The organism is Pseudomonas sp. A6 (genome assembly GCF_052367875.1).
Classification (GTDB): domain Bacteria; phylum Pseudomonadota; class Gammaproteobacteria; order Pseudomonadales; family Pseudomonadaceae; genus Pseudomonas; species Pseudomonas citronellolis.
In genome coordinates this window covers 3,095,813-3,119,804 of the sequence record NZ_CP198970.1, presented here as the reverse complement: position 1 = coordinate 3,119,804, position 23,992 = coordinate 3,095,813, and the positions used below count along the sequence as shown (strand labels likewise).

Annotated in this window: 21 protein-coding genes; 8 read left to right on the top strand and 13 right to left on the bottom strand. The window is 65.0% G+C overall.

Features of this window, described 5'->3' with window-relative positions; all coding sequences use genetic code 11:
• Positions 1-34: 34 nt before the first annotated feature.
• Positions 35-1,420 carry an oxygen-independent coproporphyrinogen III oxidase gene (gene hemN, locus ACTWJ5_RS14085; protein ID WP_444439105.1) on the bottom strand — a complete coding sequence of 462 codons (1,386 nt, stop codon included), beginning with the start codon at positions 1,418-1,420 and terminating at the stop codon, positions 35-37.
• A 196-nt stretch (positions 1,421-1,616) separates the two neighbouring features.
• Here hemN and ACTWJ5_RS14080 point away from each other — a divergent pair, with 196 nt between their 5' ends.
• Entirely contained in the window at positions 1,617-1,826 is a 210-nt protein-coding gene (locus ACTWJ5_RS14080) for a DUF2945 domain-containing protein (protein WP_444439103.1), read from the top strand.
• A 12-nt stretch (positions 1,827-1,838) separates the two neighbouring features.
• Positions 1,839-2,387: a DUF488 domain-containing protein gene (locus ACTWJ5_RS14075; protein WP_444439101.1), complete on the top strand. Its 549-nt coding sequence runs from the start codon at positions 1,839-1,841 to the stop codon at positions 2,385-2,387.
• A gap of 4 nt (positions 2,388-2,391) precedes the next feature.
• Here ACTWJ5_RS14075 and ACTWJ5_RS14070 read toward each other — a convergent pair whose 3' ends face one another.
• Positions 2,392-3,141, bottom strand: a complete 750-nt coding sequence (locus tag ACTWJ5_RS14070) for a succinate dehydrogenase iron-sulfur subunit (RefSeq protein ID WP_043273704.1) — start codon at positions 3,139-3,141, stop codon at positions 2,392-2,394.
• 220 nt (positions 3,142-3,361) lie between these two features.
• Here ACTWJ5_RS14070 and ACTWJ5_RS14065 point away from each other — a divergent pair, with 220 nt between their 5' ends.
• The 3 genes from ACTWJ5_RS14065 to ACTWJ5_RS14055 all read left to right on the top strand — a co-directional run bounded on the left by ACTWJ5_RS14065 (position 3,362) and on the right by ACTWJ5_RS14055 (position 7,486).
• The gene (locus ACTWJ5_RS14065; RefSeq protein ID WP_444439099.1) at positions 3,362-3,916 is read left to right on the top strand and encodes a sigma-70 family RNA polymerase sigma factor; all 555 of its coding nucleotides are present in this window, start codon (positions 3,362-3,364) and stop codon (positions 3,914-3,916) included.
• Entirely contained in the window at positions 3,916-4,905 is a 990-nt protein-coding gene (locus tag ACTWJ5_RS14060) for a FecR domain-containing protein (RefSeq protein WP_444439097.1), read from the top strand. Before ACTWJ5_RS14065 ends, ACTWJ5_RS14060 begins: the two co-directional genes overlap by 1 nt.
• Before the next feature lie 169 nt (positions 4,906-5,074).
• Complete coding sequence (locus ACTWJ5_RS14055; RefSeq protein ID WP_444439095.1) at positions 5,075-7,486, top strand: TonB-dependent siderophore receptor; 2,412 nt, start codon at positions 5,075-5,077, stop codon at positions 7,484-7,486.
• 83 nt (positions 7,487-7,569) lie between these two features.
• Here the strand turns inward: ACTWJ5_RS14055 and ACTWJ5_RS14050 are convergent, their stop codons facing one another.
• The 11 genes from ACTWJ5_RS14050 to ACTWJ5_RS14000 form a co-directional block, all read right to left on the bottom strand.
• A complete protein-coding gene (locus ACTWJ5_RS14050; RefSeq protein ID WP_253390747.1) occupies positions 7,570-8,775 on the bottom strand; it encodes a multidrug effflux MFS transporter in 1,206 nt (401 codons plus the stop codon).
• Positions 8,776-8,843: 68 nt separating this feature from the next.
• Positions 8,844-9,791, bottom strand: a complete 948-nt coding sequence (locus tag ACTWJ5_RS14045) for a helix-turn-helix domain-containing protein (protein ID WP_444439093.1) — start codon at positions 9,789-9,791, stop codon at positions 8,844-8,846.
• Positions 9,792-9,868: 77 nt separating this feature from the next.
• Complete coding sequence (locus tag ACTWJ5_RS14040) at positions 9,869-10,654, bottom strand: 2-keto-4-pentenoate hydratase (RefSeq protein ID WP_261746097.1); 786 nt, start codon at positions 10,652-10,654, stop codon at positions 9,869-9,871.
• Positions 10,651-12,255 carry a bifunctional 3-(3-hydroxy-phenyl)propionate/3-hydroxycinnamic acid hydroxylase gene (locus ACTWJ5_RS14035; RefSeq protein WP_261746098.1) on the bottom strand — a complete coding sequence of 535 codons (1,605 nt, stop codon included), beginning with the start codon at positions 12,253-12,255 and terminating at the stop codon, positions 10,651-10,653. The genes ACTWJ5_RS14040 and ACTWJ5_RS14035 overlap by 4 nt, the downstream gene beginning before the upstream one ends.
• A 20-nt stretch (positions 12,256-12,275) precedes the next feature.
• Complete coding sequence (locus ACTWJ5_RS14030; protein ID WP_253390744.1) at positions 12,276-13,124, bottom strand: alpha/beta fold hydrolase; 849 nt, start codon at positions 13,122-13,124, stop codon at positions 12,276-12,278.
• 23 nt (positions 13,125-13,147) lie between these two features.
• The gene (locus ACTWJ5_RS14025) at positions 13,148-13,750 is read right to left on the bottom strand and encodes an amino acid synthesis family protein (RefSeq protein ID WP_261746099.1); all 603 of its coding nucleotides are present in this window, start codon (positions 13,748-13,750) and stop codon (positions 13,148-13,150) included.
• A 12-nt stretch (positions 13,751-13,762) separates the two neighbouring features.
• The gene (locus ACTWJ5_RS14020; RefSeq protein ID WP_261746100.1) at positions 13,763-14,212 is read right to left on the bottom strand and encodes a VOC family protein; all 450 of its coding nucleotides are present in this window, start codon (positions 14,210-14,212) and stop codon (positions 13,763-13,765) included.
• Between the two features lie 10 nt (positions 14,213-14,222).
• Complete coding sequence (locus tag ACTWJ5_RS14015) at positions 14,223-15,263, bottom strand: WD40/YVTN/BNR-like repeat-containing protein (protein WP_261746101.1); 1,041 nt, start codon at positions 15,261-15,263, stop codon at positions 14,223-14,225.
• A gap of 13 nt (positions 15,264-15,276) precedes the next feature.
• Complete coding sequence (locus ACTWJ5_RS14010; protein ID WP_074979546.1) at positions 15,277-16,071, bottom strand: SDR family NAD(P)-dependent oxidoreductase; 795 nt, start codon at positions 16,069-16,071, stop codon at positions 15,277-15,279.
• Positions 16,072-16,096: 25 nt separating this feature from the next.
• Positions 16,097-17,587 carry an aldehyde dehydrogenase family protein gene (locus ACTWJ5_RS14005; protein ID WP_444439089.1) on the bottom strand — a complete coding sequence of 497 codons (1,491 nt, stop codon included), beginning with the start codon at positions 17,585-17,587 and terminating at the stop codon, positions 16,097-16,099.
• A gap of 10 nt (positions 17,588-17,597) precedes the next feature.
• Positions 17,598-19,139, bottom strand: a complete 1,542-nt coding sequence (locus ACTWJ5_RS14000) for an acetolactate synthase large subunit (protein WP_116425355.1) — start codon at positions 19,137-19,139, stop codon at positions 17,598-17,600.
• Positions 19,140-19,463: 324 nt separating this feature from the next.
• On the opposite strand from ACTWJ5_RS14000, the gene ACTWJ5_RS13995 reads away from it, so the two are divergent.
• From ACTWJ5_RS13995 to ACTWJ5_RS13985, 3 genes are all read left to right on the top strand, one after another.
• Positions 19,464-20,219, top strand: coding sequence for an IclR family transcriptional regulator (locus tag ACTWJ5_RS13995; protein ID WP_301502103.1), 756 nt, complete (start codon positions 19,464-19,466; stop codon positions 20,217-20,219).
• A gap of 246 nt (positions 20,220-20,465) precedes the next feature.
• Entirely contained in the window at positions 20,466-22,187 is a 1,722-nt protein-coding gene (locus ACTWJ5_RS13990) for a hypothetical protein (RefSeq protein WP_301502104.1), read from the top strand.
• Positions 22,184-23,878, top strand: a complete 1,695-nt coding sequence (locus ACTWJ5_RS13985; RefSeq protein ID WP_301502105.1) for a chemotaxis protein — start codon at positions 22,184-22,186, stop codon at positions 23,876-23,878. The genes ACTWJ5_RS13990 and ACTWJ5_RS13985 overlap by 4 nt, the downstream gene beginning before the upstream one ends.
• The last annotated feature ends 114 nt before the right edge of the window (positions 23,879-23,992 follow it).

The window sequence follows — 23,992 nt, the reverse complement described above, 5'->3', positions numbered from 1 at the left end:
TTCGACGGCCGGCGGATTCCAGCGTCGCCCCGCCTCAGATCGTGCGCGAGAAACGCTCCTGCTGCTCGCCGCCCAGGTAGGCATCGAAGGCCATCGCCACGCTGCGCATCATCAACTGGCCCTGGGGCAGCAGGATCAGCGCGTCGTCGCGCAGCTCCACCAGTCCGTCGTCGACCTGCTCCTGCAACTGCCGCAGCGAGCCTGCGAAATACTCGCTGAAACGGATGCCGTGGCGCGCCTCCAGCGGCGCGTAGTCCACGCGGCCATGGCACATCAGCGCGCCTATCACCTCGCGGCGCAGGCGGTCGTCGTCGGTCAGCCGGTAGCCCTTGTGCACCGGCAGCAGGCCCTCGTCGAGGCGCGCGTAGTACTGCGACAGCTCCTTCACGTTCTGCCCGTAGGTGTCGCCGACCTTGCTGATCGACGACACGCCCAGCGCGATCAGGTCGCAGTCGGCATGCGTCGAATAGCCCTGGAAGTTGCGTTGCAGCGTGCCCCTGGCGCGGGCCACGGTGAGTTCGTCGTCGGGCAGCGCGAAGTGGTCCATGCCGATGTATGCATAGCCCTCCCCCGTCAGCCGCCGGATGGTCAGCTCCAGCAGCTCCAGCTTGCGCTCGGGCGGCGGCATGTCCTCGCGGCGGATCAGCCGCTGCGCGCGCACCCGCTCGGGCAGGTGGGCGTAGCTGTAGGCGGCGATGCGGTCCGGGCGCAGCGCGATGATCTTGCCCAGGGTGGCGTCGAAGCTCTCCACCGTCTGCAGCGGCAGGCCGTAGATCAGGTCCACCGAGACCGACTTGAAGCGCGCCTCGCGGGCGGCCTGGACCAGGTCGAAGATCTGCTGCTCGCTCTGCACGCGGTTGACCGCGGCCTGGACCTTCTCGTCGAAGTCCTGCACGCCGAAGCTGAGGCGGTTGAAGCCCTGGGCGCGCAACTCGGCGATGCGCTCGCGGCTGATGGTGCGCGGGTCGACCTCGATGGAGAACTCGTGGTCGTCGCTCTCGTCCAGGTTGAAGTGCTCGCGCAGGCTGGCCATCAGGTCCGACAACTGTTCGCTGGTCAGGTAGGTCGGCGTACCGCCGCCCAGGTGCAGCTGGGTGAGCTTGCGCGAGCCCTCGAACAGCGCCGCCTGCATGGCGATCTCGCGCTTGAGGTAGTCCAGGTACTCCACGGCGCGGTGGGTCTTCTGGGTGATGATCTTGTTGCAGGCGCAGTAGTAGCAGAGGCTCTTGCAGAACGGGATGTGGATGTAGACCGACAGCGGCTTGGCCGGCGCCCGGTTGCTCGAGCGGGCGGCCTGGCGATAGTCGTCGGCGGCGAACGCGCCATGGAACTGCGGCGCGGTGGGATAGGAGGTATAACGCGGGCCGGGGCGATCGTACTTCTCGACCAGCGCGCGGTTGAAACTCATCGACTCGGACATGGCACGGCTCCTCGGACGCTGGCAGTCTGTCGCTGCAAGTCGTCCGTTCAAAGATACACCCATGTGAGCATTGCGCCTCCTGAGCGGGATCAAGAACTTCCGCCGGGCGCAGCTCGGCTTCGCGCATCCAGGGCGAGCTAGACTGTCCGTGCTGGCAGCGCCAGCGGTTAGCGCAACGTCCTGAGGAGCCTGCACGATGACCAGGAGATTCGAGATCGGCGATCATGTGAGCTGGAACTCCGAGGCGGGCCGCGTGTCGGGGACGATCATCGCCATCCATACCCGCGACTTCGACTACAAGGGCCACCGCCATCACGCCTCGGAAGACAATCCGCAGTACGAGATCAAGAGCGACAGGACCGACCACATCGCGGCGCACAAGGGCAGCGCCCTCACCCTTGTGTGATGCGGGCGGCGCGTGAAGCTTCCGTTCTTCACCATCGGCCACTCCAGCCGAAGCCTCGAGGCCTTCGTCGAGTTGCTGCGCGGGCCCGGCGTCGAACTGGTCGTGGACATCCGCAAGGTCCCGCGCTCCGCGTCCAACCCGCAGTTCAATGCCGACACACTTCCCGGGGCGCTGGCCGACTGCGGTATTGCCTATGAGCACCTGGCCGCGCTCGGCGGGCTGCGCGGCAAGGCCCGGGGCCTGCAGGCGCAGGTCAATGGCTTCTGGGACAACCGCAGCTTCCACAACTATGCCGATTACGCGCTCTCGGAGCAGTTCCACGAGGGACTGGAACACCTGCTGGAGGCCGGGCGCCAACGGCGCTGCGCGATCATGTGCTCGGAAGCCGTGTGGTGGCGCTGCCACCGCCGCATCGTCAGCGACTACCTCATCGCCAGGGGCGAGGCGGTCTTCCACATCATGGGGGAAGGCCGCCTGGAGCCGGCCCGGTTGACGCCCGGCGCCGTCGTCCGGGCGGATGGCTCGGTGGTCTATCCCGCGATTGACTCGCCGCCGGCGTGAACGGCTAGGTACCGCGCTTCAGCAGCATCCTCTCGATATGCCCGATGGCCGCCCGCGGCTTGAGCTTTTTCGGGCAGAAGGCGATGCAGTTGTAGATCGAGCGGCAACGAAACACGCTGAACGGGTCGTCCAGCGCCGCCAGCCGCGCCTCGGTGGCCGTGTCACGGGAGTCGACGAGAAAGCGGTAGGCATTCAACAGGCCCGCCGGGCCGATGAAGCGCTCCGGGTTCCACCACCAGGACGGGCACTGCGTCGAGCAGCAGGCGCACAGGATGCACTCGTACAGGCCATCCAGCCTGGCCCGCTCCTCCGGCGACTGCAGCCGCTCGATGGCCGGTGGCGGCTGGTCGTTGATGAGGTAGGGCTTTATCCGCTCGTACTGCCTGTAGAACGTCCGCATGTCGACGACCAGGTCCCGTATCACCGGCAGGCCGGGCAACGGCCGTATGACGATGTCCACGTCGCCGCGCAGCGGCCTGATCGACTGCCCGGATGGCAGCTGCCCGCCGTGGAGCAAGGTCGAGACGCTGGTGATACAGGCCAGGCAGTTGGCGCCGTTGATGTTCATGCCGTCGGAGCCGCAGACGCCTTCGCGGCAACTGCGCCGGTAGGTCAGCGTCTGGTCCTGGGTTTTCAGATGCTCCAGCAGGTCGAGCACCATCATGTCCTCGCCCGGCTGCAGGTCGTAGGTGTAGTCCTGCAGGCGCGGCGCTGCATCCTGTTCCGGGAGATAACGGTAGATACGGACTTTCATCTCGCTCACCTCCGGGCCGATCTCCAGCGTGGACCTTCCAGGCGATCTGGCCAAGCCTCTGTCGGCAGCCCAGGAATTATACGACTCATCGATACGAGCAGCGCCGGCAGAGGCGCCGAGTTGCTGGCCAATGGCAAGCTGTGTGATGATTAGTATCGATTCTCATTACCAAAAGACTCTGATGGCCGCGGGACACCACCCAGCGGTGTGGTGACCACCTGTGAGCTCATCTGCCTACGCCACTCCTCCATCGCTGGAGACACTGTACTGCGACCATCACGGCTGGCTGCAGGCGTGGTTGCGTAGGCGACTGGGGAACGCCTGCGATGCCGCGGACCTGGCCCAGGACACCTTCCTGCGGCTGATCGGCGGGGCCAGCCAGCCCCGCTTCACCAGCATCGCCGAAGTGCGCGCCTATCTGCGAACCACCGCCAAGAATCTGTGCATCAACCTGTGGCGGCGCCAGGAAATCGAACGCGCCTGGCTCGATACCTTGGCGGCACTGCCGGAAGAGCAGTGCCCCTCCGCCGAGCGGCAGGCCGCGGTTCTGCAAGCCCTGGAGGAGATCAGTTGCATGCTGCAGACGCTGTCCGCCAAGGCGGCATGGGCCTTTACCCTCGCCGTGGTGTGCGAGATGACCGACGACGAGGTCGGTGCGCAGTTGGGGGTTTCCGGGCGCATGGTGCGCAAGTACGTGGCCCAGGCCATGCTCGCGTGCCTGACGTTGCGCGCCGGCGAGACGGCTGCCGCGCTGCGCCAGGAGCCGCTCTACTGATGGTGAGCCCCGGTCACGAAAGCCCCCTGCCCCCGCACGCCGTGCTGGAGCAGGCAGCCTACTGGTACGCCACCCTGCGTGACGGCCAGGCCAGCGCCCAGCAGCGCGCCCACTGGCAGGCATGGCTGGGCGCGGACCTGATGCACGAGCAGGCCTGGCGTTATGTCGAGGGCGTCAGCCGCAACTTCGAGCCGCTGCGCGGCCGGCCCGACACGCACCTGGCCGCCGATGCGCTGGGTATCGCCGCCGAACGCATGCATTCGCGTCGCCGGCTGCTGACCGCAATGGCGGCCGTCAGCACCGGCACCCTGTGCGGTTGGCTGGGCTGGCGTGAAGCGCTGCTGCCGTCCGGCCTGATGGCCTGGGGCGCCGATTACCGCACCGCCACTGGCGAGCAACGTGCGATAACCCTGGCCGATGGCTCCCGCGCCTGGCTCAACACCGCCAGTGCCATCGACCTGGCGTTCAGCGCCCAGGCTCGCCTCGTCACCTTGGTGCGCGGCGAGGTGTTCATCGCCACCGCCAAGGGCGCGCGCCCCTTTTACGTCGAGACCGGGCATGGGCGCCTGCAAGCCCTGGGCACGCGCTTCAACGTGCGCTGCGAGGGCGAGCGGACCTGGCTGGCGGTCTATGAAGGCGCCGTGGAGATACGCACTGCCAAGGGCGCCGTCCGTGTGCTGAAGGCCGGCCAGCAGGCTCATTTCAGCGCCGGGCACATCGGTGACAGTCAGACCGCCGACGCGGCCCGTGAAGCCTGGACCCAGGGCTCGCTGCTGGCCGACAACATTTCCCTGCGCGAGGTGGTGCAGGAGCTGCGCCGCTATCGCCACGGCCACCTCGGCGTTGCCGATGAGGTGGCCGACCTGCGGGTGTATGGCAACTTCCCCATCCAGGACTCCGAGCGCGTGCTGCGCATGCTGGCCTCGGCGTTGCCGATCCGTATCGAACAGCCCCTGCCCTGGTGGGCGAGCATCGAAGCCCGGCGCTGAGCACGGCGGGCAAAAAAAATCGGAAAAAGGGTTCCGGGTTTCGCCTGCTCGCTGGTTTACCCAGTGAGAAGACGTGAAACATCGCCGCATCGGTGCCTCGAGGGGCCGTATGGCATCGGCTGTTGAGGGTCTTCGCTCATCAACCCTTGTCCCCAGAGGAATGCCGTCCATGTCCCTCCGCTGTCACCCGCGCGCTGCCCACCCGGGTGTTGTCGCACACGCTTTTGCCCTGCGCCCGCTGACCCTGGCGCTTCACCTGGCGCTATCGGGCAGCGCCGTGGGCCTGGCGGCCTGGTCGCCGGTCGCCATGGCCGGGGACGGCGTCGTGGCCAGCGCCGAGCGCAGCTACGACATTCCCGCCGGCCCGCTGGCCAGCGTGCTCACGCGTTTTTCCCGTGAGGCAGGCGTGTATCTGGTCGGTGCCGGCAGCGTGGCCGAGGGCGTGACCAGCCCGGGCCTGCAAGGCAGCTACACGGTGTCGGACGGCCTGGCCGCGCTGCTTTCCGGAACCGGCCTGGAGGCCGTCCAGCAGGCCGATGGCAGCTATGGGCTGCAGAAGGCGCCAGGCGCGGAGCCTTATCGCCTCGCTCCCGTCATCGTCAACGCCCAGGCGGTAGCGGACGACCCCGCAGCCTCGGTGGTGACCCGGGAACTGTGGGTCGGCGGCAAGGTGGCGACCAACATCCAGAACACCCCGGCCTCGGTTTCCGTCGTGACCCAGAAGGAAATCGAGCAGCGCAGCGCCAGCACGACCGAGGAAATCCTGCAGTACACCCCGGGGACCATCACCGACTACTACGGCACCGATGACCGCAACGACTACTTCCTGATTCGCGGCTTCCAGGCCACCACCTACCGTGATGGCCTGACCCTGGGCTCGATGCGTGGCGTGCGCGAGGAGCCTTTTGCCTATGAGCGCGTCGAGGTGCTGCGCGGCGCCAACTCCACGCTGTTCGGCCCGGCCGACCCGGGCGGCTCGGTGAACTTCGTGACCAAGCAGCCGCGTTTCAGCAGGTTCGGCCAGGTCTATGCGACCTACGGCTCGTTCAACCACATGGAGGCCGGCCTGGATACCGGCGATGCGAACGAAGACAAGACCCTGGCCTACCGCTTCACCGGCAAGTTCCAGGACAGCGATCGCGAATACGACCACTCCCAGGACGACAACAACTTCCTCATGGGCGGCCTGACCTGGGCGCCGACGGCCTATACCTCCGCCACCCTGGTGGTGGATCACCTGCGCCAGGACAACACGCCCAACAGTGGCGGTTACCCGATGGACAGGGAGTATGACCGCGACAAGTTCTTCGGCGAGCCGAGCTACAACTTCCACGATGTCGAGCGCACCAACGTCAGCGCCAACTTCACCCATGATTTCGACAACGGTTTCACCCTGCGCAGCAACCTGCGCCACAGCGACCTGAGCGATGAATACGGCTATGCCTATATCAGCGACGCTTCCGGGCATACCGGAACCCTGGTCGACCGTGGCTACCTGGGTTCCGACACTGACGCCGAGCAGTTCAACGGCAACCTGATGCTGCAGTACGACGCGCGCTTCGAGAACATCGACAGCAGCAGCATCGTCGGCGTGGAATATCTCGACTCCTCCGCCAAGAACGTTTCCGTCTATGGCTCCGCCGACCCGATAGACGTCGCCAACCCGGTATACCGCGGCGTTTCGCCGGCCATCGTCTACCAGGACAAGGATCAGGACAGCACCATCAAGTCGGTGTTCCTGCAGCAGAACCTGTCGTTCTACGAGCGTTTCATCGTCACCGCCGGTATGCGCAACGACTCCATGGACGTTTCCGAAACCGACCACCTCTCCGGCATCAAGTCCTCGGACAATTTCTCGGAAAACTCTTTCCGCGGCGCGCTGACCTATATCGTCAACGATGAGGTTTCCACCTACGTCAGCATGGTGGAGTCGGTTTCCCCGCCCGAGGTCGGCGTCACTCCGGAACGCGGCACCCAGTACGAAGTGGGCGTGAAGTATTCGCCGCAGGAGATGAACGCGCTGTTCTCCGCTGCCGTCTACCAGCTGACCCAGGACGATGTCGCCACCGCGGTCGTGCAGCCGAACGGCGTCATCGACCAGCAGACCGTAGGCTCGCAGCGCGTGCGTGGCCTGGACCTGGAGGTCAAGGCCGAGCTGACGGAGAACCTGAGCCTGGTTGGCGGCTACTCCTACATGGACACCGAGGTGCTTCGCGGTGCGCTGCAGGTATGGGCCGGGACGGGTTACGAGGTCGTGTCGATCAAGGGCAACCAGCTCGTCTCCGCACCCAAGCACTCGGCTTCGCTCTGGAGCTATTACAGCGTGCCGGGAACGGATGTCAGCGTCGGCCTGGGCGCCCGTTATACGGGGGCCTACTATTTCGGCGACTTCAACAATACCGGCAAGAGCGACGCCACCACGCTGTTCGATGCCGCGTTCAACTACCAGATCCTCAAGGACACCGACCTGGCCATCAACGTCAGCAACCTGTTCGACGAGCAGCATGTGGTCGGTCGCGGTAGCGCGGACTACTACAACCCGGGCCGCGAGATCACGGCCAAGGTGAGCTACAACTGGTAAGGCGCGGGACGCGCTACCCGATCGATTCCGCCCGGGTCGCGCGTCCGGCTTCAGCAGACTCCCCGCTTGCCTTCCGCGAACAGCTACTCGCGAACGACCTGGGCTCCCGCTTTTCTTTCCAGCCTGCGGGCCATTGCGTGGAAGAACACGCAAGCAAGGCCGGTGGCGGCCATGACCTGGCACATGGCCGCCGGCGTCCGGTCGCCCAGGCTCCCGACCCAGGCGCTGCACAACGCCCCCAGGGCGAACTGGCCGGCCACCGCGAGGGCCGCCACGGCGCCGGCCCTGCCCGGGTAGAGGGCCATCAGGGTAGCGATGCAGTTGGCCCCGAAGAGGCCGGTGCTGCCGACGTAGAGCACGACGAAAGCGACGATGGCCGGCAGCCCGCCGAGGCCGGTCATGCCGCAGAACAGCAACCCGGCGCTGGCCACCAGGGTGCTCGCCGCGCCGGCGGCGATCATCGTCCGCGGCCCGGTGCGGGGCACCAGCCTGGCGTTGAGCAGCGTGAGCGCTATCACCCCGGCGATGTTCGCCCCCACCAGCCATGAATACACCTGCGGCGATACCTGGAAGTAGTCCATGTACACGAAAGGCGATGCGGTGATGAAAGCGAACATGCCCGCCAGGGACAGGCCGTTGCAGCCCACATAGGCCAGGGCCAGGGGTTCACGCAGGAGATGCCCATAGGCCCTGAACGCCTGGAGGACGGAATCGCTGCGGCGCTCGGGAGCCAACGTCTCCTCCAGGCGCGCCAGGGTGCAGAGCAGGCAGGCTCCGCCGAGCACGCAGAGCACCAGGAAAATCGCCCGCCATCCCTGCAGGACCATGAGCAGGCCACCCACGATGGGGGCCAGCAGCGTCGCGCCCATGGTGATCATGTGCATCAGCGACAGGGTCCTGGCGGCCTGGTTCAACGGGAACAGGTCGCGGACGATGGCCCGGGCCAGGACCGCCGAGGCGGCGCCACCGAGGGCCTGGAGAAAGCGCCCGGCGAGCAGTTGCTGGATGCTGCCGGCGAACATGCACAGCAGGGTCGCCGCCAGGTACAGGGCGATGCCGCCGAGCAGCAGCGGGCGGCGGCCGTAGCGATCGGAAAGCGGGCCGTAGGCGAGCATGCCCAGGCACAGCCCGAGCAGGAAGATGCTCAGGCTGAGCTGCACCTGGGCGCTGTCGGCGGCGAGCCCCCGGGCGATGGCCGGGAGCGCGGGCAGGTAGGCGTCGATGGACAGGGGGACGAATGCCGTCAGGGCGGCCAGAAGGACCAGGGGCGGTCCCGGGCGGGTTGTCATGGAGACTCCGGAAGCGAATGGACGCAAGGCCAGCCGCCGCGCAACCGGCGGCCGCGGCGGGCCCGTTGTCAGGAGGATGCGCGGGGCGTCTGCGACGGGTACTCGCCGAACAGTTCCCGGTAGCTGCCGGCGAAATGGCTCAGGTGGAAGAAGCCCATTTCCGCGGCTATCTCGCCGACGTTGAAGTCCGCCGCCGTGGTGCTGATCAGCCGTCGGCGGACCGCATTCAGCCGGATGTTCCGCAGGTATTCGACAGGGCGGATGCCAACCACCACCTGGAAGCTGTTCTGCAAGGTCCTGCGGCTGACCCGCAGTTGCTCGCACAGGTCGAGAATGCTGACGGGCGTGTCGGCATTGGCCAGGGCCAGTTCCTGGCTGCGCTTCACCAGGTAGGCGCTGACGGCGAAATTGCTGCGCCGCCCCCGGCCCTCGTCCCAGGCATTGCTGAACAGGTCGAGGAAGGTGTCCAGCAGCGTGTCCTCGAGCATCTTTTCCGAGGCGCTGCCGACCGTCCCCGCCCGTTGCAGCAGGCTTCCGAAGACCGGCTGGATTCTTTGCTGGACGCGCCGCAGCACGCTGTCGGAAACCCCGATCTGCGGCAGGCTTTTCAGCAGCCGCAGTTGCTCGCCGGAGAGTTCGAAGGCCGCCAGCCGCGCGAAGCGGACGGTATCGACATTCGCCGCGAAGAACCGGGTGCCCTCTGGCGCGTGCAGGAGGAATTCTTCGCCATCGCGCAGCAGCACCACGCTATGGGCGCCGACTTCGTGCCCCTGCGAGACCGGGGCCCGTCCGTTGCCGAGCGACATCGCAATACAGAAGCGTCCCCTGGGCGCCCGACCGTGCTGCACCACCCGCTTGTCCAGGACCTCCTGGAATATCTGGAAGCGCTCGGCCGAGACCTGCCGCAACTCGCTGGAAAGGCAGCCACGGCCCAGCTGGTCGTAGGTCTGGCACCATCCCGGAATCGAGCCGGCATGCAACTGGGGGTCGGTGAAGGAACGAACTTCGGCGAGCATGATCAGCGCTCCTCTGAGCCATGGTTCTGATTGTCAGCCCACAAGGCGGTTACGTCATCCCTGACGGACATCGTCCCTCAAGCGTTGGCCGGCGACACCGCGTCGAATCCCAGGACCAGCTCCGCGCCCAGCATGTGCAGCCGGTACTCGCCCAGGCGGATGTCCAGGGGCGGCAGCAAGGCACCGGAAAGGACCACCTGGCCAGCGCGCAATGGCTGCCCATCGGCGAGCAGGCGGCGCAACAGCCAGCACAGATTGACCAGGGGCGCATCGGCCCGCCCGGCGGTGCTGCCGGCGCCACAGGGCACGCCATCGTGTTCCAGGCGATACTCCACGTCGGCGTGGCGCCCGGGATCGAAGGCCTGGCCCTGGCCCAGGCAGTACATCGCCGCGGCGGCATTGTCGGCCAGGAAGGCGCCGGCTTCGAAACTCCAGTCCCGCCACCGGCTATCGGCGATCTCGAATGCCGGGGCGACCTCGCCGATGGCGGCGACCAACTGCTCGTCGCTGTAGCTTCCGGGTGGGATGTCCCGCTCCAGCAGGAAGGCCACCTCGACCTCCAGTTTCGGCTGGACCAGCTGCACCAGTGCGACCCGGCTGTCCGGCGCCACCTGCATGCCACTGGTCAGCGCGCCATAGACCGGCTCGCTCAATCCAAAGCGGGCCTGCGCCAGTGCGCCGGCGAAAGCGACCTTCCAGCCGCTCAGCGCCTCACCCTCCTCCAGCCGCTCGCGCAAGGCCTGGCGCTGCAGGCCATAGCCCTGCTCCACCGTCAACGCCTCCGGCTCGGGCAGCGGGGGCAAGGCCATGGCGATCAACCTGGCCCGCCGCAGCGCGGTCGGAAGCTGACCGATGGCGCTCATGACAGCTGCCCCGCCAGCTTGGCCAGTACGCCCTCCAGGCGCTCTGGCGTGGTGATGGCGGCCACGAAGCGGTCCGGGCGCACCACCACGATGCTGTCGCGCGCCTTGCCGAACCAGTCCGCCAGGCGGTTGTCGACGTCCTCCACGCTGATGGCGCCAGGGGCGCTCAGCGGTTGGCCACGGCTGCCGCTACGCGAACGGTTGACCTGGACGAAGCGCGTCTCCAGGCGGTCCCAGAACGCTCGCATCTCGGCGCTCAGCCCTTCCGCCGGATTGACGCGGAAGCCGATCACCGAATACCAGGGCCCGAGAACCTCATCCAGGCGCAGGCGCTCTCCCGCGGCGTTCTCGACATAGGGCTGGATGAACAGCTGGCCGACCAGGTCACCTTCCTGCACGTCCGGCCGTTCGTGGTGCACCAGACCCTTGCCGATGGTCGCCTTGGGCTTGAACTTGAACTCGACCAGGTGCGAACGCAGGTTGTCGACGGTGCCGACCGCCTGGAACAGCCAGTCGCGCACCCCGGCCATCAGCGGGTTGGTCAGGCCGAGCACCGCGCCCATGTTGTCGGCCAGGGCGATCAGGTCGGTGGCATGGCCACGGCGCTCCTGGTCGTAGGTCTCGATGATCGAGGCCTTGGCGCGGCCCTTGAGCACCGCGGCCAGCTTCCAGCAGAGGTTGGCCACGTCGCGCAGGCCCGAGTTCAGCCCCTGCCCGGCCCAGGGCGGGGTAATGTGCGCGGCGTCGCCGATCAGCGCCACCCGCCCGGAGACGAAGCGCTCCGCCACCCGCGAGTTGTGGGTGTAGGCGCGGATGCGCACGATCTCCAGCTGATCGACCGCATCGCCGATGTGGCCACGGATCAGCCGGCGGATGTTGCCCTCCTCGCACATCTTCGCCTCATCCTCGCCCTCCAGCAGCATGAACTCCCAGCGGCGCTGGCGGTACGGCAGGTAGATGCACACGAAAGGCCGCTGCGGGTCGGCATGCAATGCGGTGTAGGGCGCATCCAGCGTGTCGTTGGCGGCATCGACCACCACCCACTTGCGCGGGTGGGTCAGGCCGACCAGCTCGATGCCGAGCTGCTTGCGCACGCAGGAGCGGCCACCGTCGGCGCCGATCACGTACTGGGCGCGCAGCTCGTAGGGCTCGCCGGCGGCATCCTTGACCTTGAGCGTGACGCCTTCGGCGTCCTGGCTCAGCTCGAGCATCTCGTGGCCCTGGCGCAGGTCCACGCTTTCACGCTTGCCCAGTTCCTCGCGCAGGGTGCCTTCGAGCAGCTGTTGCATGAAGATGTTGCGCATCGGCCAGCCATACTCGGCGGCGCTCGGCTTGACCTCGGCGAAGCAGACGCCACGGGCGTTGTAGTAGCGCAGCGGCACATTGCCGATCATGTCGCGGTGCGCCAGCTGCGCCACGCCCACGGTCTGCAGGACGCGCAGCGCCTCGTCGTCCATGCCCACCGCCCTCGGGTAAGGCAGGATGCCTTCCGAGAGTTCCAGTACCACGCAGTCGATGCCGTAAAGGCCCATGTAATGGGCAGCAGCGATGCCGTTCGGCCCGCCGCCGACAATCACTACCTGAGTGTTCTCCCGTTTCATGCTCTGTTCTCACCGATGTCTTATTGTTGTCGTTCAGTCAGACCTGCCAGGTAGCCAGTCACGACGGCGTTGAACCTTTCGCTCTGATCATCGTGCACGTAATGGCTGGCGTCGGCGATCTCCACCGTACGGATATGGGGGTTGGCCTCGCTCATCGCGGCCACGGTCGCCGGGGGCAGAAAGTCCGAACGTCCTCCACGGATGAACAGGCTCGGACAATCCAGCGCCCTGACCGCCGGCCAGAGGTCGGTGGGAGCGATGCTCAGGCGCGCCTGGGCAATGCCCTGCTGGTCGTGCCGCCAGGTGATCCCGTCCGAGGTCTCCCGCATGCTATGGGCCAGGCGGGAGGCCAGCCCCTGCTCCGACAGCCCCGGGCGGGACCTGCGCCAGAACGCCCTTGCCTCGTCCCAGTCGGCGAACAGCAGGGGCGTCTCGCGCATCTCCCGGCGAATCCGCTCGGCGCCCTCCCCCGCGCTCGACGAGCCGGGGCCGATGTCCTCGATGACCAGCGCCAGCAAGCGTCCCGGGTGCTGCCGCGCATACTCCAGCGCGTTCGCCCCGCCCAACGAATGGCCGACCAGGACGAAGCGCTGCAGCCCGAGATGGGCGACCAGGTCTTCCAGGTCCTGGACATAGGACTGGGTACGATAGCTCGAAGGCTCGGCCCAATCGCTCAAGCCACGGCCCCGCTGGTCGAGCGCGTGGCAATGGAAGCCCTCGCCCAGGGCGCCGGCCAGCGCCTCCCAGGTCTGCGCATAGGCGCGCAGGCCATGGAGCAGCACCACCGGAACGCCCTCCTGGCGCCCCCAGCTCAGGTAGTGCAGCCGCAAGCCGGAGCGGTTGGTGAAGAACTGGCTTTGCGCGGACATGGCTATTCTCCCGCAGTTGGTCATCAGGTCAGGCCGTTGTCGCCCTGGATGTCCTCCGCGCGTAGTCCGCCCAGGCGGGCTCGCAGCCGGCCACGGGTGGCGAAGGCCCAGATGATGATGACTTCGTCGGCGGCCGGGCCGTCGCCGAAGGAGACCGACACGGTGTCGTAGTGGGAGCGCACGTAGAGCGCGTCCTTGTGCGCCAGCGGCACGTCGATGGTCGCCCCGGGCCCGCTGCGCTTGCCGGTGGAGGGCACCCAGGACTTGCCGCCGCCGAGCGCCAGGCGCACCGGGTCGGCAGCCGGGTTGGTCAGGAACGCGTTGCCATGCTCGTATTCGCCGTTGCTGCCCACCAGGCAGGCCTTGCCGTAGCTGACGATGGCGCGATCGCCGGCCAGCTCGCGGATACGGCGGCCGAACTCGTGGCCCAGCTCCGGCGAATTCTCGATCAGCTCGGCCAGGCTCTCGCTGAAACGCCCGGCATAGGGGTTGTGGATGGCGGCGGCGACGACGTACTTGAACAGCGGCTCACCGTCGGCCAACTGGCCACTTTCGTTGGCCAGGGTTTCCTCGACGAAGCTGTACCATTTGCGGATGTGGTAGCTGGAAAAATTGCTCGGTTTCATTGGCGAACGCTCTCAGAGTGGGTCGAGATGGATGTTGCGGCTGGGCGCACCGGCCGCCTTGAAGCGAGCCTTCGCCCGTTCGTCGTCGTGGTCGGTTTCGAGGAAGAACTCCAGGCGGTTGCCGTCGGGGTCGTTGAAATACACGCCGTTGCCGATTTCGTGATCGGTGATCTTCACCACCTCGACGCCTTTGTTCAGCAGCATGCCGTAGAGCTGGCGCAGGGTGTCCATGTCGCCGGCGATCTCCAGCCCGTAATGCTGCAGGCCCAGGCCGCCCTGGTGGGCGCCGGGCGCGGCCTCGATCAGGGCGATGTCGTGGTGCTTGCTGCCGAACGCCATCATGATCCAGCTCTCGCCACGGGCCGACTCATGCATGCCGAGCACATCGGCGTACCAGCGCGCCGAGACGTCCGGGTCGCTGACGAACAGCGACAGATGGGTACGAACGACTTCGAATTTCATCGCGTGCACCTCACTTCTTGTCGATGACGGACTGGTGTCCCGACTTGATCTGCGCCACGGCGGGCGTCCAGAGCACGTCGGCAATCTCGCTGAATTCGCGCCACTGCTTCTGCCAGCTGTCGCCGCCGTTCTGCGAGGTGAACAGATGGCCGTACTTGGTGCCGGCCACGATCTGCCGCGGATTGGCCGGGTTGAAGGCGATCGCCCAGACACAGGAGTTCGGCTGCTGCGGCAATGGCAGGACTTCCCAGCTCGCGGCGGCATCGCGGGAAACCAGGACCTTGCTGGTGGTGCCCGGCGTGCCGTCGGAGATGCTCAGGTAAAGGGTGTCCTCGGTGCCGAGCGGGGCGTTCAGCACGCGGGCGTAGTAGAGGCCGAAAGCCTCCTTGGCGATGATCCCGGTCCAGCTGGCGCCTTCGTCGAAGCTGCGGTAGATGGCGTTGACGCAGACCACCACGACCACCTTCTTGCCATGGTTGGGCAACACCACGATGTTGTGGATGTCGGAGTTGTAGTCCCACAGCAGCCGGTCGTCGATGCGCGTGAAGCTGTCGCCACCGTCGCGGCTGTGGAACAGGCCGCCCTCCTCCAGGCCGAACCAGACCTGGTCGCGGTCGGTCGGATCGTAAGCGAAGGCCAGCAGCCGCGGACGGCTGACCCCGGCGCAGAACTCGGGGATTTCCACCGGAACGCGATACCAGCTCGCACCGCCGTCCAGCGTGCGCCAGAGCACGGCCCGCGAAGGCGCGCCGGTGCCGACGAAGATACGCTGCGGATCCCGGGGGTCCACCGCGACCTTCCATACCGTCTGCCCATTGAAAGGCGAATCCACCAGTTCCCAGGTGCCGCCGACATCGCGGCTGACGATCAGGCCGATGTCCGCGCCGGCGTAGATGACGTCGGGCGCAGCCGGGCTGACGCTCAGCGAACGGGTGATCGCATCGAACTCCAGCGGCTGGCCGAGCCCGAGGCGATGCCAGCTGCGGCCATCGTCGGCACTGCGGATGACCGCTTGGCCGACGGTCGCGACCAGAAAGGTTCCGTTACTCATTGCTGCAACCTCCTCAGATGAAGATGCCGCGGGTCAACCCGCCGTCGATGCCGATGGATTCGCCGGTGACCGCGCCCGCCTTCGGCGAAGCGAGGAAACCGATCAGCCAGCCCATCTCGATCGGCTGCAGGGTGCGGCGGATCGGCGTGGCGTCGATGTAGCCCTGCTCGACCTGCGCGGGCGTCTTGCCTTGCTTCAGGCCCTCGCGCTCGTACAGCTCCTGGATGTGCGGGGTATCGACCACACCGGGGTGGATCAGGTTGACGGTGATGCCGAAGGGGCCCAGCTGGTCGGAGAGCGTCTTGGTCATGTGGGCGATGGCCAGGTTGCGCATGCCGGACAGCACCTTGCTGCCCCGCCCGGTCAGGCCGCCGATGTTGATGATGCGACCGAAGCCGCCCTCCTTCATGTGCGGGGTCACCGCCTTGGCGCAGCGGAAGTAGCCGATGACCTTGGTGTTCAGGTCGGACAGCAGTTCGTCGTCGCCGGCGTGCTCGATGTCGTTGCGCACCACCCCGGAAGGCGCGGCGGCGCCGTTGACGAGGATGTCGATGCGGCCGAAATGGCGCACGGTTTCGCTGACCATGTCGGCCACCGCCGACATGTCGTTGGTGTCGCAGTACAACGGCAGCACCTCGTTGCCGGTCTGCGCGCTGATTTCCTCGGCGGCCGGCTTGAGGTACTCCATGCGCCGGGCGCAGATCACCACCTTGCAGCCTTCCTGGGAAAGGAAACGCGCCACTTCCTTGCCGATTCCCATCCCGCCACCGGTGACGATGGCCACACGGCCCTGCAGTTCCAGATCCATGTTCGCTCCTCTTGTCGTTGGTTCGTCAGGCGAGATCGACGAAGACGCTTTTCGTCTCGGTGTAGGCGTCGATCACGTTCTTGCTCATTTCCCGGCCCCAGCCGGATTGCTTGTAGCCACCGAAAGGCGAGGCCGGGTCGACCACGTTCCAGCAGTTGATCCATACCGAGCCGGCCTTGAGCGCGGCGGCAACCCGGTGCGCCGAGCGCAGGTCGCGGGTCCACAGGCCGGCGGCCAGGCCGTAGGGGGTGTCGTTGGCGCGCAGGACCAGCTCGTCGATGTCCGACCAGCTCATCACCGTCAGCACCGGGCCGAAGATTTCCTCGCGGGCGACGCAGGCCCGCTCGGCCCGGTCCAGGAACACCGTCGGCTCGATGAAATGGCCTTTCTCCAGGTGCGCCGGACGCTGGCCGCCGCAGATCAGCTCGGCGCCCTCCTCGCGGCCGCGCTGCAGGTAGCCGTTGACCGTCCCCAGCTGCCGTTCCGAGACCAGCGGCCCCATGCTGCTGCGCGGGTCCAGGCCGGGGCCGAGCACATGGGCGCGGGCATGCCGGCGCAGCTCGGCCAGCACCTGGTCGAGCACGCTCTCATGCACGTACAGGCGGGAACCGGCGGTGCAGACCTGGCCCTGGTTGTAGAAGATGCCGTCGGCGGCGCCCTTTGCCGCACGGGCGATGTCGGCGTCCGGCAGGATGATGTTCGGCGATTTGCCCCCCAGCTCCAGGGAGACCTTCTTCATGTTGCCGGTGGCGGCCTGGGCGATCAGCCGGCCGACCTGGGTCGAGCCGGTGAAGGCGATCTTGTCCACGTCGGCATGCTGCGCCAGCGGGGCGCCGGTGCGCACGCCGAAGCCGGTGAGCAGGTTGACCACGCCCGGCGGGAAGCCCGCCGCCTCGATCAGCTGCACCAGGCGCACGGCCACCAGCGGCGTCTGCTCGGCGGGCTTGAGCACCGCGGTGCAGCCGGTGGCCAGGGCCGGGCCGAGCTTCCACACGCACATGGTCAGGGGGAAGTTCCAGGGCACGATCAGCGCGCAGACGCCCACCGGCTCGCGCAGCGTGTAGTTGAGCATCGGCGTGCCGCTGGCCGGCGACACCGGCAGTGTGCTGCCCTCGATCTTGGTCGGCCAGCCGGCGAAATAACGCACGATGTTGGCCGCGCTGGCCGCCTCGCCGCGGGCATTGGCGATCGGCTTGCCGTTCTCCAGGGTGATCAGCTGCGCCAGCTCCTCGGCATGCGCGTCGATCAGCTCCGCCAGACGGAACAGCAACAACCCCCGGCGCGCCGGAGACTCGCGCCGCCAGGGCCCCTCGAATGCCGCGCGGGCGGCAGCCACCGCGGCGTCCACATCCCGCTCGTCGCCCTCGGCGACTTCGCACAACGGCGCCTCGCTGGCCGGGTTCTCCACGGCGAAGCGGCGACCGGCCGCGGCGGCCTGCCAACTGCCGCCGATATACAGGCCCTGGGGCTTGGCCAGGAACTCGCGTACCGCGGGTAAAAGTTCGATCTCGCTCATCACGCGCTCCTCAAAGCTCCATCTCGATCAGGCACGGCCCTGCCGAAGCGGCGGCCTCGGCCAGCGCGCGCTGCAGCTCGGCATTGCTGCGCACGCTGCTGGCCGGTACGCCATAGCCCTTGGCCAGGGCCTTCCAGTCCACCCGCGGGCGGTCCAGCTCGGTGAGCGCCAGGGCCTGGGGGCCGAGTTCGCTCAGGCCGAAGCGGCGCAGCTCGTTCTGCAGGATTGCGTAGCGGTGGTTGGCGGCGATCAGGATCACCACCGGCAACTGCTCCCGGGCGATGCTCCACAAGGTCTGGATGGTGTACTGGGCACTGCCGTCGGATTGCAGGCAGAACACCCGGTTGCCGCGCTCGGCCAGCGCCGCGCCGAAGCCCACGGGGATGCCCTGGCCGATGGCGCCGCCGGTGTTGGTCAACACCCGATGGCGCGCCGCGTTGGCCGAAGCGGTGAAGAACGGGTAGCCACAGGTGCCGCCCTCCACCGAGACGATGCAGTCCTCCGGCAAGGCCGCGGCAAGCACCCGGCCAACCGATTGCGGCGTCAACCGCTCCTGCGCGGCGGGCAACTCGACGCCCACCGGCGCAGGCACGAAGGCCGGCGCATCGAGCATCTCGGCCAGGGCGGCCAGCGCGCCGCTGACGTCGTCGCCGACCTCGGCCAGGCACAGCAGGCGGTCGCGCTCGGCCAGCCGGGAGGGAATGCCTTCATAGCCGAAATAGCTGATCGGCTCGGGTATCCCGGCGCAGACCACGACGTCGTACTGGTTGAGGATTTCGATGGCCACCTCAGGGAAGTACGGCAGCCGGTCCAGGTCCGGCAAGCCACCACCGCGGTAGCTCAGGCGCGGGAAGGTCTCGGCGAACAGGCGCACGCCGGGCAGGCCGGCAAGGCGCCCCGCCGCTTGCAGCCCGGCGACGGACAGCCCTTCATCGCCGACGATGAACACCAGGCGCTTGCCGGCGCGCACCTGGCGCGCAACGGCCTCGACCTTGTCGCTGGCGAAGCGTCGAACCGGCGGCGTCGGCTTGGGGAAAGCGTCGTCGAACACGATGTCGCGCGCCTGCAGGTCCATGGGCAGCACCAGGCTGGCGACCTGGCCGCGCGGCTGCCAGGCGGCCTGCACGGCACAGAGGAAATCCTCGCCGATGCTGGCGGCGCGGCGCGAAGTACGCACCCAGCCGGACACGGTCCGCGCCAGGGCCTCGATATCGCTGGCCAGCGGCGGGTCGTAGTTGACGTGCCAGGACGCGTGGTCACCGATGACGTTGACGATCGGGGTGTTCGCACGGCGGGCGTTGTGCAGGTTGGCGATGCCGTTGGCAAAGCCGGGACCGAGATGGGTCAGGGTCATCGCCGGCTTGCCTGCAATGCGCCCGTAGCCATCGGCGGCGCCGGTGCATACGCCTTCGAACAGCGAAAGCACCGGTTTCAGCGCAGGCTCCGCGGCCATGGCGGCGACCAGCGGAATCTCCGTGGTTCCAGGATTGGCGAAGCAGTATTCGATCCCGCTGGCCGCGGCGGCCCTGACCAGCAATTCGGCACCATTCATGTTTCTAGCTCTCGACTGGGTTGGTTGCGAGTGATGAGATTTATTGCACAGCAAAAATCAACCAACAATATTTTTTGAGCAAAACTCTCAAAATAAGAGACAAATGAGATTTTAGAGCGCTAATATCCGCCAGGAGAACGCAGCCTTTCCCAAGCCACCGATCTCGCAGCGGCAGGGAAAGGAGGCATGCCGGCACGGGCAGCGGTCTTGAAAGCCCATGGCTGCTGCCCAATAGTGCTGCCAGCGAACCCGGCGCCGTCGTCCGCCCCGCCATGGACGACGGCCCAGCAGCCCCGGGAGCCCGGGTACCGAGAAAGGAGCGCCATGAGTAGCTTGAGCAAGATGCTGAACGTGCTGGACCTGTTCAGCCCGCAGAACCTGCAACTGGATACGGACACCATCGGCGAGCGCATGGGTTTGTCCCGCGCCACCGTCTACCGCTACGTGAAGGACCTATGCGAGGCGGGCCTGCTCACCCGCGTGAACGCCGGCAGCTATGGCCTGGGCCCGCGGATCATCGAGCTGGACTGGATGATGCGGCAGTACGACCCCATCCTGGTGGCCGGCCGCGAACTGATGCACGGGCTGTCGGCGCAGACCGGGCTGGCGGTGTTCGCCAGCGTCTTCTACGACGGGCACATCATCAACACCTACATCACCGAGCCCGACGAGAACTACCGCTTCGCCTTCGGCCGCGGCCACCCGCTGCCGCTGTTCCGCGGCGCGCAGTCCAAGGTGCTGGTGGCCTTCCAGCGCGGGCGCAAGCTGCAGCGGCTGTTCGAGGAGAAAATCTCCAGGGAGCCGGGCAATACCTACAGCTGGTCGGAATTCGCCCGCGCCGCCAAGCGCATCCGCAAGGACGGCTACTGCATCACCCACGACGAGCTGAACCGCGGCCTGACAGGCATCGCCGCGCCCATCCTCGGCGCCGACGGCAAGGAGGTGCTGGGCAGCATCTCGGCGGTGGGGACCACCGAAAACTTCAGGCTGCTGCGCCAGGAGACGGTGACCGACATGGTCATCGACACCGCCCGCCGCATCGCCCGCAACATGCTCGAGGCCGACGGTCAAGATGGCTGAGTGCGGAGTTGCGCTTACTTGACCAAGCATTTGCATCGGGTCTGACCATCACACTGCGTGGCCATGACTGGCAGAGAATGACCCGAAGTCGCCGCTCGCGGGGGCAGCAATCGGCCAGAAGCTGCCGCCCACGCCAGGTCGATTTTGACCTGACGCGGAAACTCATTAACCAGAAGAGTATAAATTTCCATTTGGTAATGGCTTTAGCGGAAACCTAGCCAATCAATACGATTGAAGTGAGGGATCATGGATAAGGCACCGACATCCGAAGAGTTGGTCGAGTTGTTCGAGCGTAGAGAATTGGTTAGCCAAATGGCTAACCAGTTTGGGATGAGTGGCAGGATGGACACTCATGTGATCGAAGAGCGTTGCGTTGATTTGCATAACGCAGGAACTATCGATTTGTTGGCTCTTGTTGAAGGTAATGCCATACAAGCGCTTGATAGCTTCGACTTCTTCATGGCTTCGCACTTTTTCTGCCAGCTTCTGCCTAAGTTGGAGGCAGAGCCTGGGCGAGTAATGGCTTGTGTAGACGCACTAGTGACGCGTGGAGGAGAGGACGGTGCTGCCTACCAGCCTAATGACGCGTTTCGGAAATGGTGCGCGAATTTTCCCCTGCGTGCTAGAGAGGTCATCGCCGCAGCGCATCAAGGTAATGAGCTTGCTAGCCACCATCTTTCGTTCGCGTTAGAGGCCATTAGTGATTTGAATGAGGCACGCCGTATTGCTGTTGACTATTCGGATGTTCGGCGCCAGGCAGCCATTTCTGCGCTGGGGCGTGTCGAGCACCTAGATTCAGCGTCATGTATCGAGACGTTTGCAGTCTTCAATGCACTGCTAGATGGCGGCATTGACGACCCTACTAAGGCAAGTGTGTTGCATGCGACGATGGAAATCTTGGCGCGTGTTCGTGACGTCGCACCTGCAGATGCAAACGCGCTTATAAATCGGCTGGTAATCAATCCCGGAAAATTCACCATACATCAGTGTGCGCGTGCGCTTTGGAGCTGCCGCGAGGCACTCACGCAAGATATCGTCGCCTGCCTGCTGGGTGCATTGGATCATCTGGAGTCGGCCAACAAGGGAACCGTAAAAGAGCTGGATCTCGGCCTGCAGGTGTTATTGAAGCACGGGCACGCCGAGGCTGCGGTGTCCTTTGTAACCAAGCTGCTTTCACGCCCAGACGACGACCTAGAACTCGGGACATTGGATAGTTTCACCAAGACGTTGCTTTCCGGCTCTCCTGATCTCCTGAGTCGAGTAGTAGTTCGCTGGCTAGAGCTCGGTGCTCCCCGTCTCTGTGGTGGTCTTGCCAAAGCTATACAGGGCCCAGGACTGGACGGCGTGCCATTGAGCCTTAAGCCTGAAGATCTGGCTACTTCTCCTACTGCACTAGTGTTCATATGTCGAAAGGCTGTTGGTTGGTTCTTTTTCAAGCCGACAACGGCAGCCTCCATTTTGGTCTCGGTGCTACGGGTCTGTGATACGGATACATCCCAAGCGGTGCAAGAGCTGCTGGTTAATCAGTTGCTCCAAAACTATGACGGTGTGCGGAAATACCTCGAAGACCTTGCACCAGAGGATGCTGCGAACAATGCCGTGGCCCAGGCTCTTGCTCAACACGCGGCTTATCTCGATGCACAGCGTTCTATTCCATTTATCGTCGAGCTCCAACCATCAGAACACCATCGCCGCATAGAGCGACTGCGCATTTCTGATCAGATGTGGGCTGCTCATAAACAGGCAGAAAGCGAATCTGTTTTCTTGAGCATGGTGAGCCGCTCTGTGCTGCTGTATGGCAATCGTTCACTGACCTTTGTCGACGATGGCCAAGACAAGCTTCGCCCATTGGAAATCAACCTTCACTCCCACGGAATTTCCTACGAGATGCCGCGAATGGAAGTCGTTGATCCTGTGGGTCTTGATTACGTCCTCCGTATTTTCCGTCATGAGAGGATGAAAGGATGAAGCTCTTAATTCGTGATTACTTGGCATCGCTGAGGGAGAGAGATGAGCTGGATGCAATCCTCCCCGACTTGTTGAGCGAGCTGGGCTTCAATGTCTATTCGCGCCCTCAAAGAGGAACAAGCCAGCTCGGGGTTGACATCGCGGCAGTTGGGAAGGACGACGATGGAGAGAAGAAGCTCTTTCTGTTTTCTGTCAAGCAGGGTGACCTTACACGTCAAGACTGGGACGGAAATCCTCAAGCTCTACGATCATCGTTGGATGAGATTCTAGATGCATACATCCCTCACAGAATTCCGGCCAGATACAAGGGGCTGAAGATTGTCATCTGCCTGGCATTTGGAGGAGATGTGAATGAGCAAGTACGAGAAAAGCTAACTGGGTTCATCGACAGGAATACGACAGCAAGAATCACCTTTGATGAGTGGAATGGCGACAAGATCGCCGGAATGATACTGAAAGGAATACTTCGCGAGGAAATTCTCCCAAAACCGTTGCGTAGCAGCTTCCAGAAAGCTGTTGCATTGGTTGATGAGCCCGATGTCTCTTATGAGCACTTCAGTCGCCTTGTAGGGAACTTGTGTCAGGCTGGCATCGTGTCGGGAAAAGCCCGTGTGCGCGCTGCCCGGCAACTAAACATCTGTCTGTGGATTCTGTTCGTTTGGGCCCGTAGTGCCGGCAACATCGAGTCCCCTTATCGGGTGAGCGAGCTGGCGGTGCTGACAGCGTGGGAGCTACTCCGGCCTGCTCTCGGCAGCAACGGCCGGGAGACGAAGGCACTCAGCATCGTTGTTCGGCAGATGATCGAACTTCATCTCACCATCTCTATGGAGTTCATCGAGCAGAGGGTGCTGCCGTATGCCGAGGTACGCCATGGAATATCAATGGCGACAGGCTCCCGAAGCTCGCTGGATGTGAACCTTGCCCTATTTGAAGTGCTGGGCCGCATTGGTTTGGCGGGACTATGGCTCCACTGGATCGGGGAGCGGAGCAATGAGGCACACCAAGAGCAGGTCAGGCATAGCGTTGTGCAGCTTACGCAGGTGGGCCTAGAGCTAATTCGAAACAACCCCATTCTGTTTCTGCCAATAGCAGATAGGCAAGGAACCAGCATTTCCCTGTTCCTTCAGCTTTGGCTGGCCAGTGGGCTTGATGCGACAGGGGTGACATCCTGGCTACAGGAAATGGCATCTCGCCTTATCTTCACTATCCGCACAAGAGGCCGCTATACCTGCTCCCTCTCTGACTACCGCGACCTCGCCGATCACCCACGTGATAGATCTGACGCGTATTTCAAAGAGGCAATGGCGGGAAGCACCGTAGTTCCACTGCTTGCGGCTTGGCTGCATGCGCTTGGTGCAACTGATGCGGTCGAGGCACTTACCCGCCTTGCACAAAATGAATTGAAAGAGTGCACCTTGCAGCTTTGGCTACCTGATGCCCTGTCGGAAGAGAAGCTTTACGTGGGCGGAAGTTCTCACGGGCGAGCCCTTTGTGGCTTGCCGTTGAATCGCGGTGGGCGCCAACTCATTGCAACCATTGCAGAGGCATGCCGCATGGATGTGGACTTGCAGAACCTGTCACCTATCAAATCGGGTTTTTGGCCAGTGATTATGGTTGCCTGCCACCATCATCAGTTACCAATCCCTCCGGGGTTTTGGATCAGCTCTTTAATGGAGCCTGAAGCTGATTAGCATCGACCCCCTGTTGGCGTCGCATCGACCTTAAGCGGGCTCGTTAGACGAGTCCGCTCCTGGCCATTCTCTGCCCGTCCTGGCTACAAAGCGCGCGGGTCAATCCGATGCAAT

Coding starts and splice junctions, on each gene's coding strand:
- ACTWJ5_RS14025 (WP_261746099.1), bottom strand. CDS start 13,750: ATGAAACCGAGCAATTTTTCCAGCTACCACATCCGCAAATGGTACAGC.
- ACTWJ5_RS13990 (WP_301502104.1), top strand. CDS start 20,466: ATGGATAAGGCACCGACATCCGAAGAGTTGGTCGAGTTGTTCGAGCGT.
- ACTWJ5_RS13995 (WP_301502103.1), top strand. CDS start 19,464: ATGAGTAGCTTGAGCAAGATGCTGAACGTGCTGGACCTGTTCAGCCCG.
- ACTWJ5_RS14000 (WP_116425355.1), bottom strand. CDS start 19,139: ATGAATGGTGCCGAATTGCTGGTCAGGGCCGCCGCGGCCAGCGGGATC.
- ACTWJ5_RS14055 (WP_444439095.1), top strand. CDS start 5,075: ATGTCCCTCCGCTGTCACCCGCGCGCTGCCCACCCGGGTGTTGTCGCA.
- ACTWJ5_RS14080 (WP_444439103.1), top strand. CDS start 1,617: ATGACCAGGAGATTCGAGATCGGCGATCATGTGAGCTGGAACTCCGAG.
- ACTWJ5_RS14030 (WP_253390744.1), bottom strand. CDS start 13,124: ATGTCCGCGCAAAGCCAGTTCTTCACCAACCGCTCCGGCTTGCGGCTG.
- ACTWJ5_RS14035 (WP_261746098.1), bottom strand. CDS start 12,255: ATGAAACGGGAGAACACTCAGGTAGTGATTGTCGGCGGCGGGCCGAAC.
- ACTWJ5_RS14020 (WP_261746100.1), bottom strand. CDS start 14,212: ATGAAATTCGAAGTCGTTCGTACCCATCTGTCGCTGTTCGTCAGCGAC.
- ACTWJ5_RS14040 (WP_261746097.1), bottom strand. CDS start 10,654: ATGAGCGCCATCGGTCAGCTTCCGACCGCGCTGCGGCGGGCCAGGTTG.
- ACTWJ5_RS14015 (WP_261746101.1), bottom strand. CDS start 15,263: ATGAGTAACGGAACCTTTCTGGTCGCGACCGTCGGCCAAGCGGTCATC.
- ACTWJ5_RS14005 (WP_444439089.1), bottom strand. CDS start 17,587: ATGAGCGAGATCGAACTTTTACCCGCGGTACGCGAGTTCCTGGCCAAG.
- ACTWJ5_RS14045 (WP_444439093.1), bottom strand. CDS start 9,791: ATGCTCGCCGAAGTTCGTTCCTTCACCGACCCCCAGTTGCATGCCGGC.
- ACTWJ5_RS14050 (WP_253390747.1), bottom strand. CDS start 8,775: ATGACAACCCGCCCGGGACCGCCCCTGGTCCTTCTGGCCGCCCTGACG.
- hemN (WP_444439105.1), bottom strand. CDS start 1,420: ATGTCCGAGTCGATGAGTTTCAACCGCGCGCTGGTCGAGAAGTACGAT.
- ACTWJ5_RS14070 (WP_043273704.1), bottom strand. CDS start 3,141: ATGAAAGTCCGTATCTACCGTTATCTCCCGGAACAGGATGCAGCGCCG.
- ACTWJ5_RS14010 (WP_074979546.1), bottom strand. CDS start 16,071: ATGGATCTGGAACTGCAGGGCCGTGTGGCCATCGTCACCGGTGGCGGG.
- ACTWJ5_RS13985 (WP_301502105.1), top strand. CDS start 22,184: ATGAAGCTCTTAATTCGTGATTACTTGGCATCGCTGAGGGAGAGAGAT.
- ACTWJ5_RS14060 (WP_444439097.1), top strand. CDS start 3,916: ATGGTGAGCCCCGGTCACGAAAGCCCCCTGCCCCCGCACGCCGTGCTG.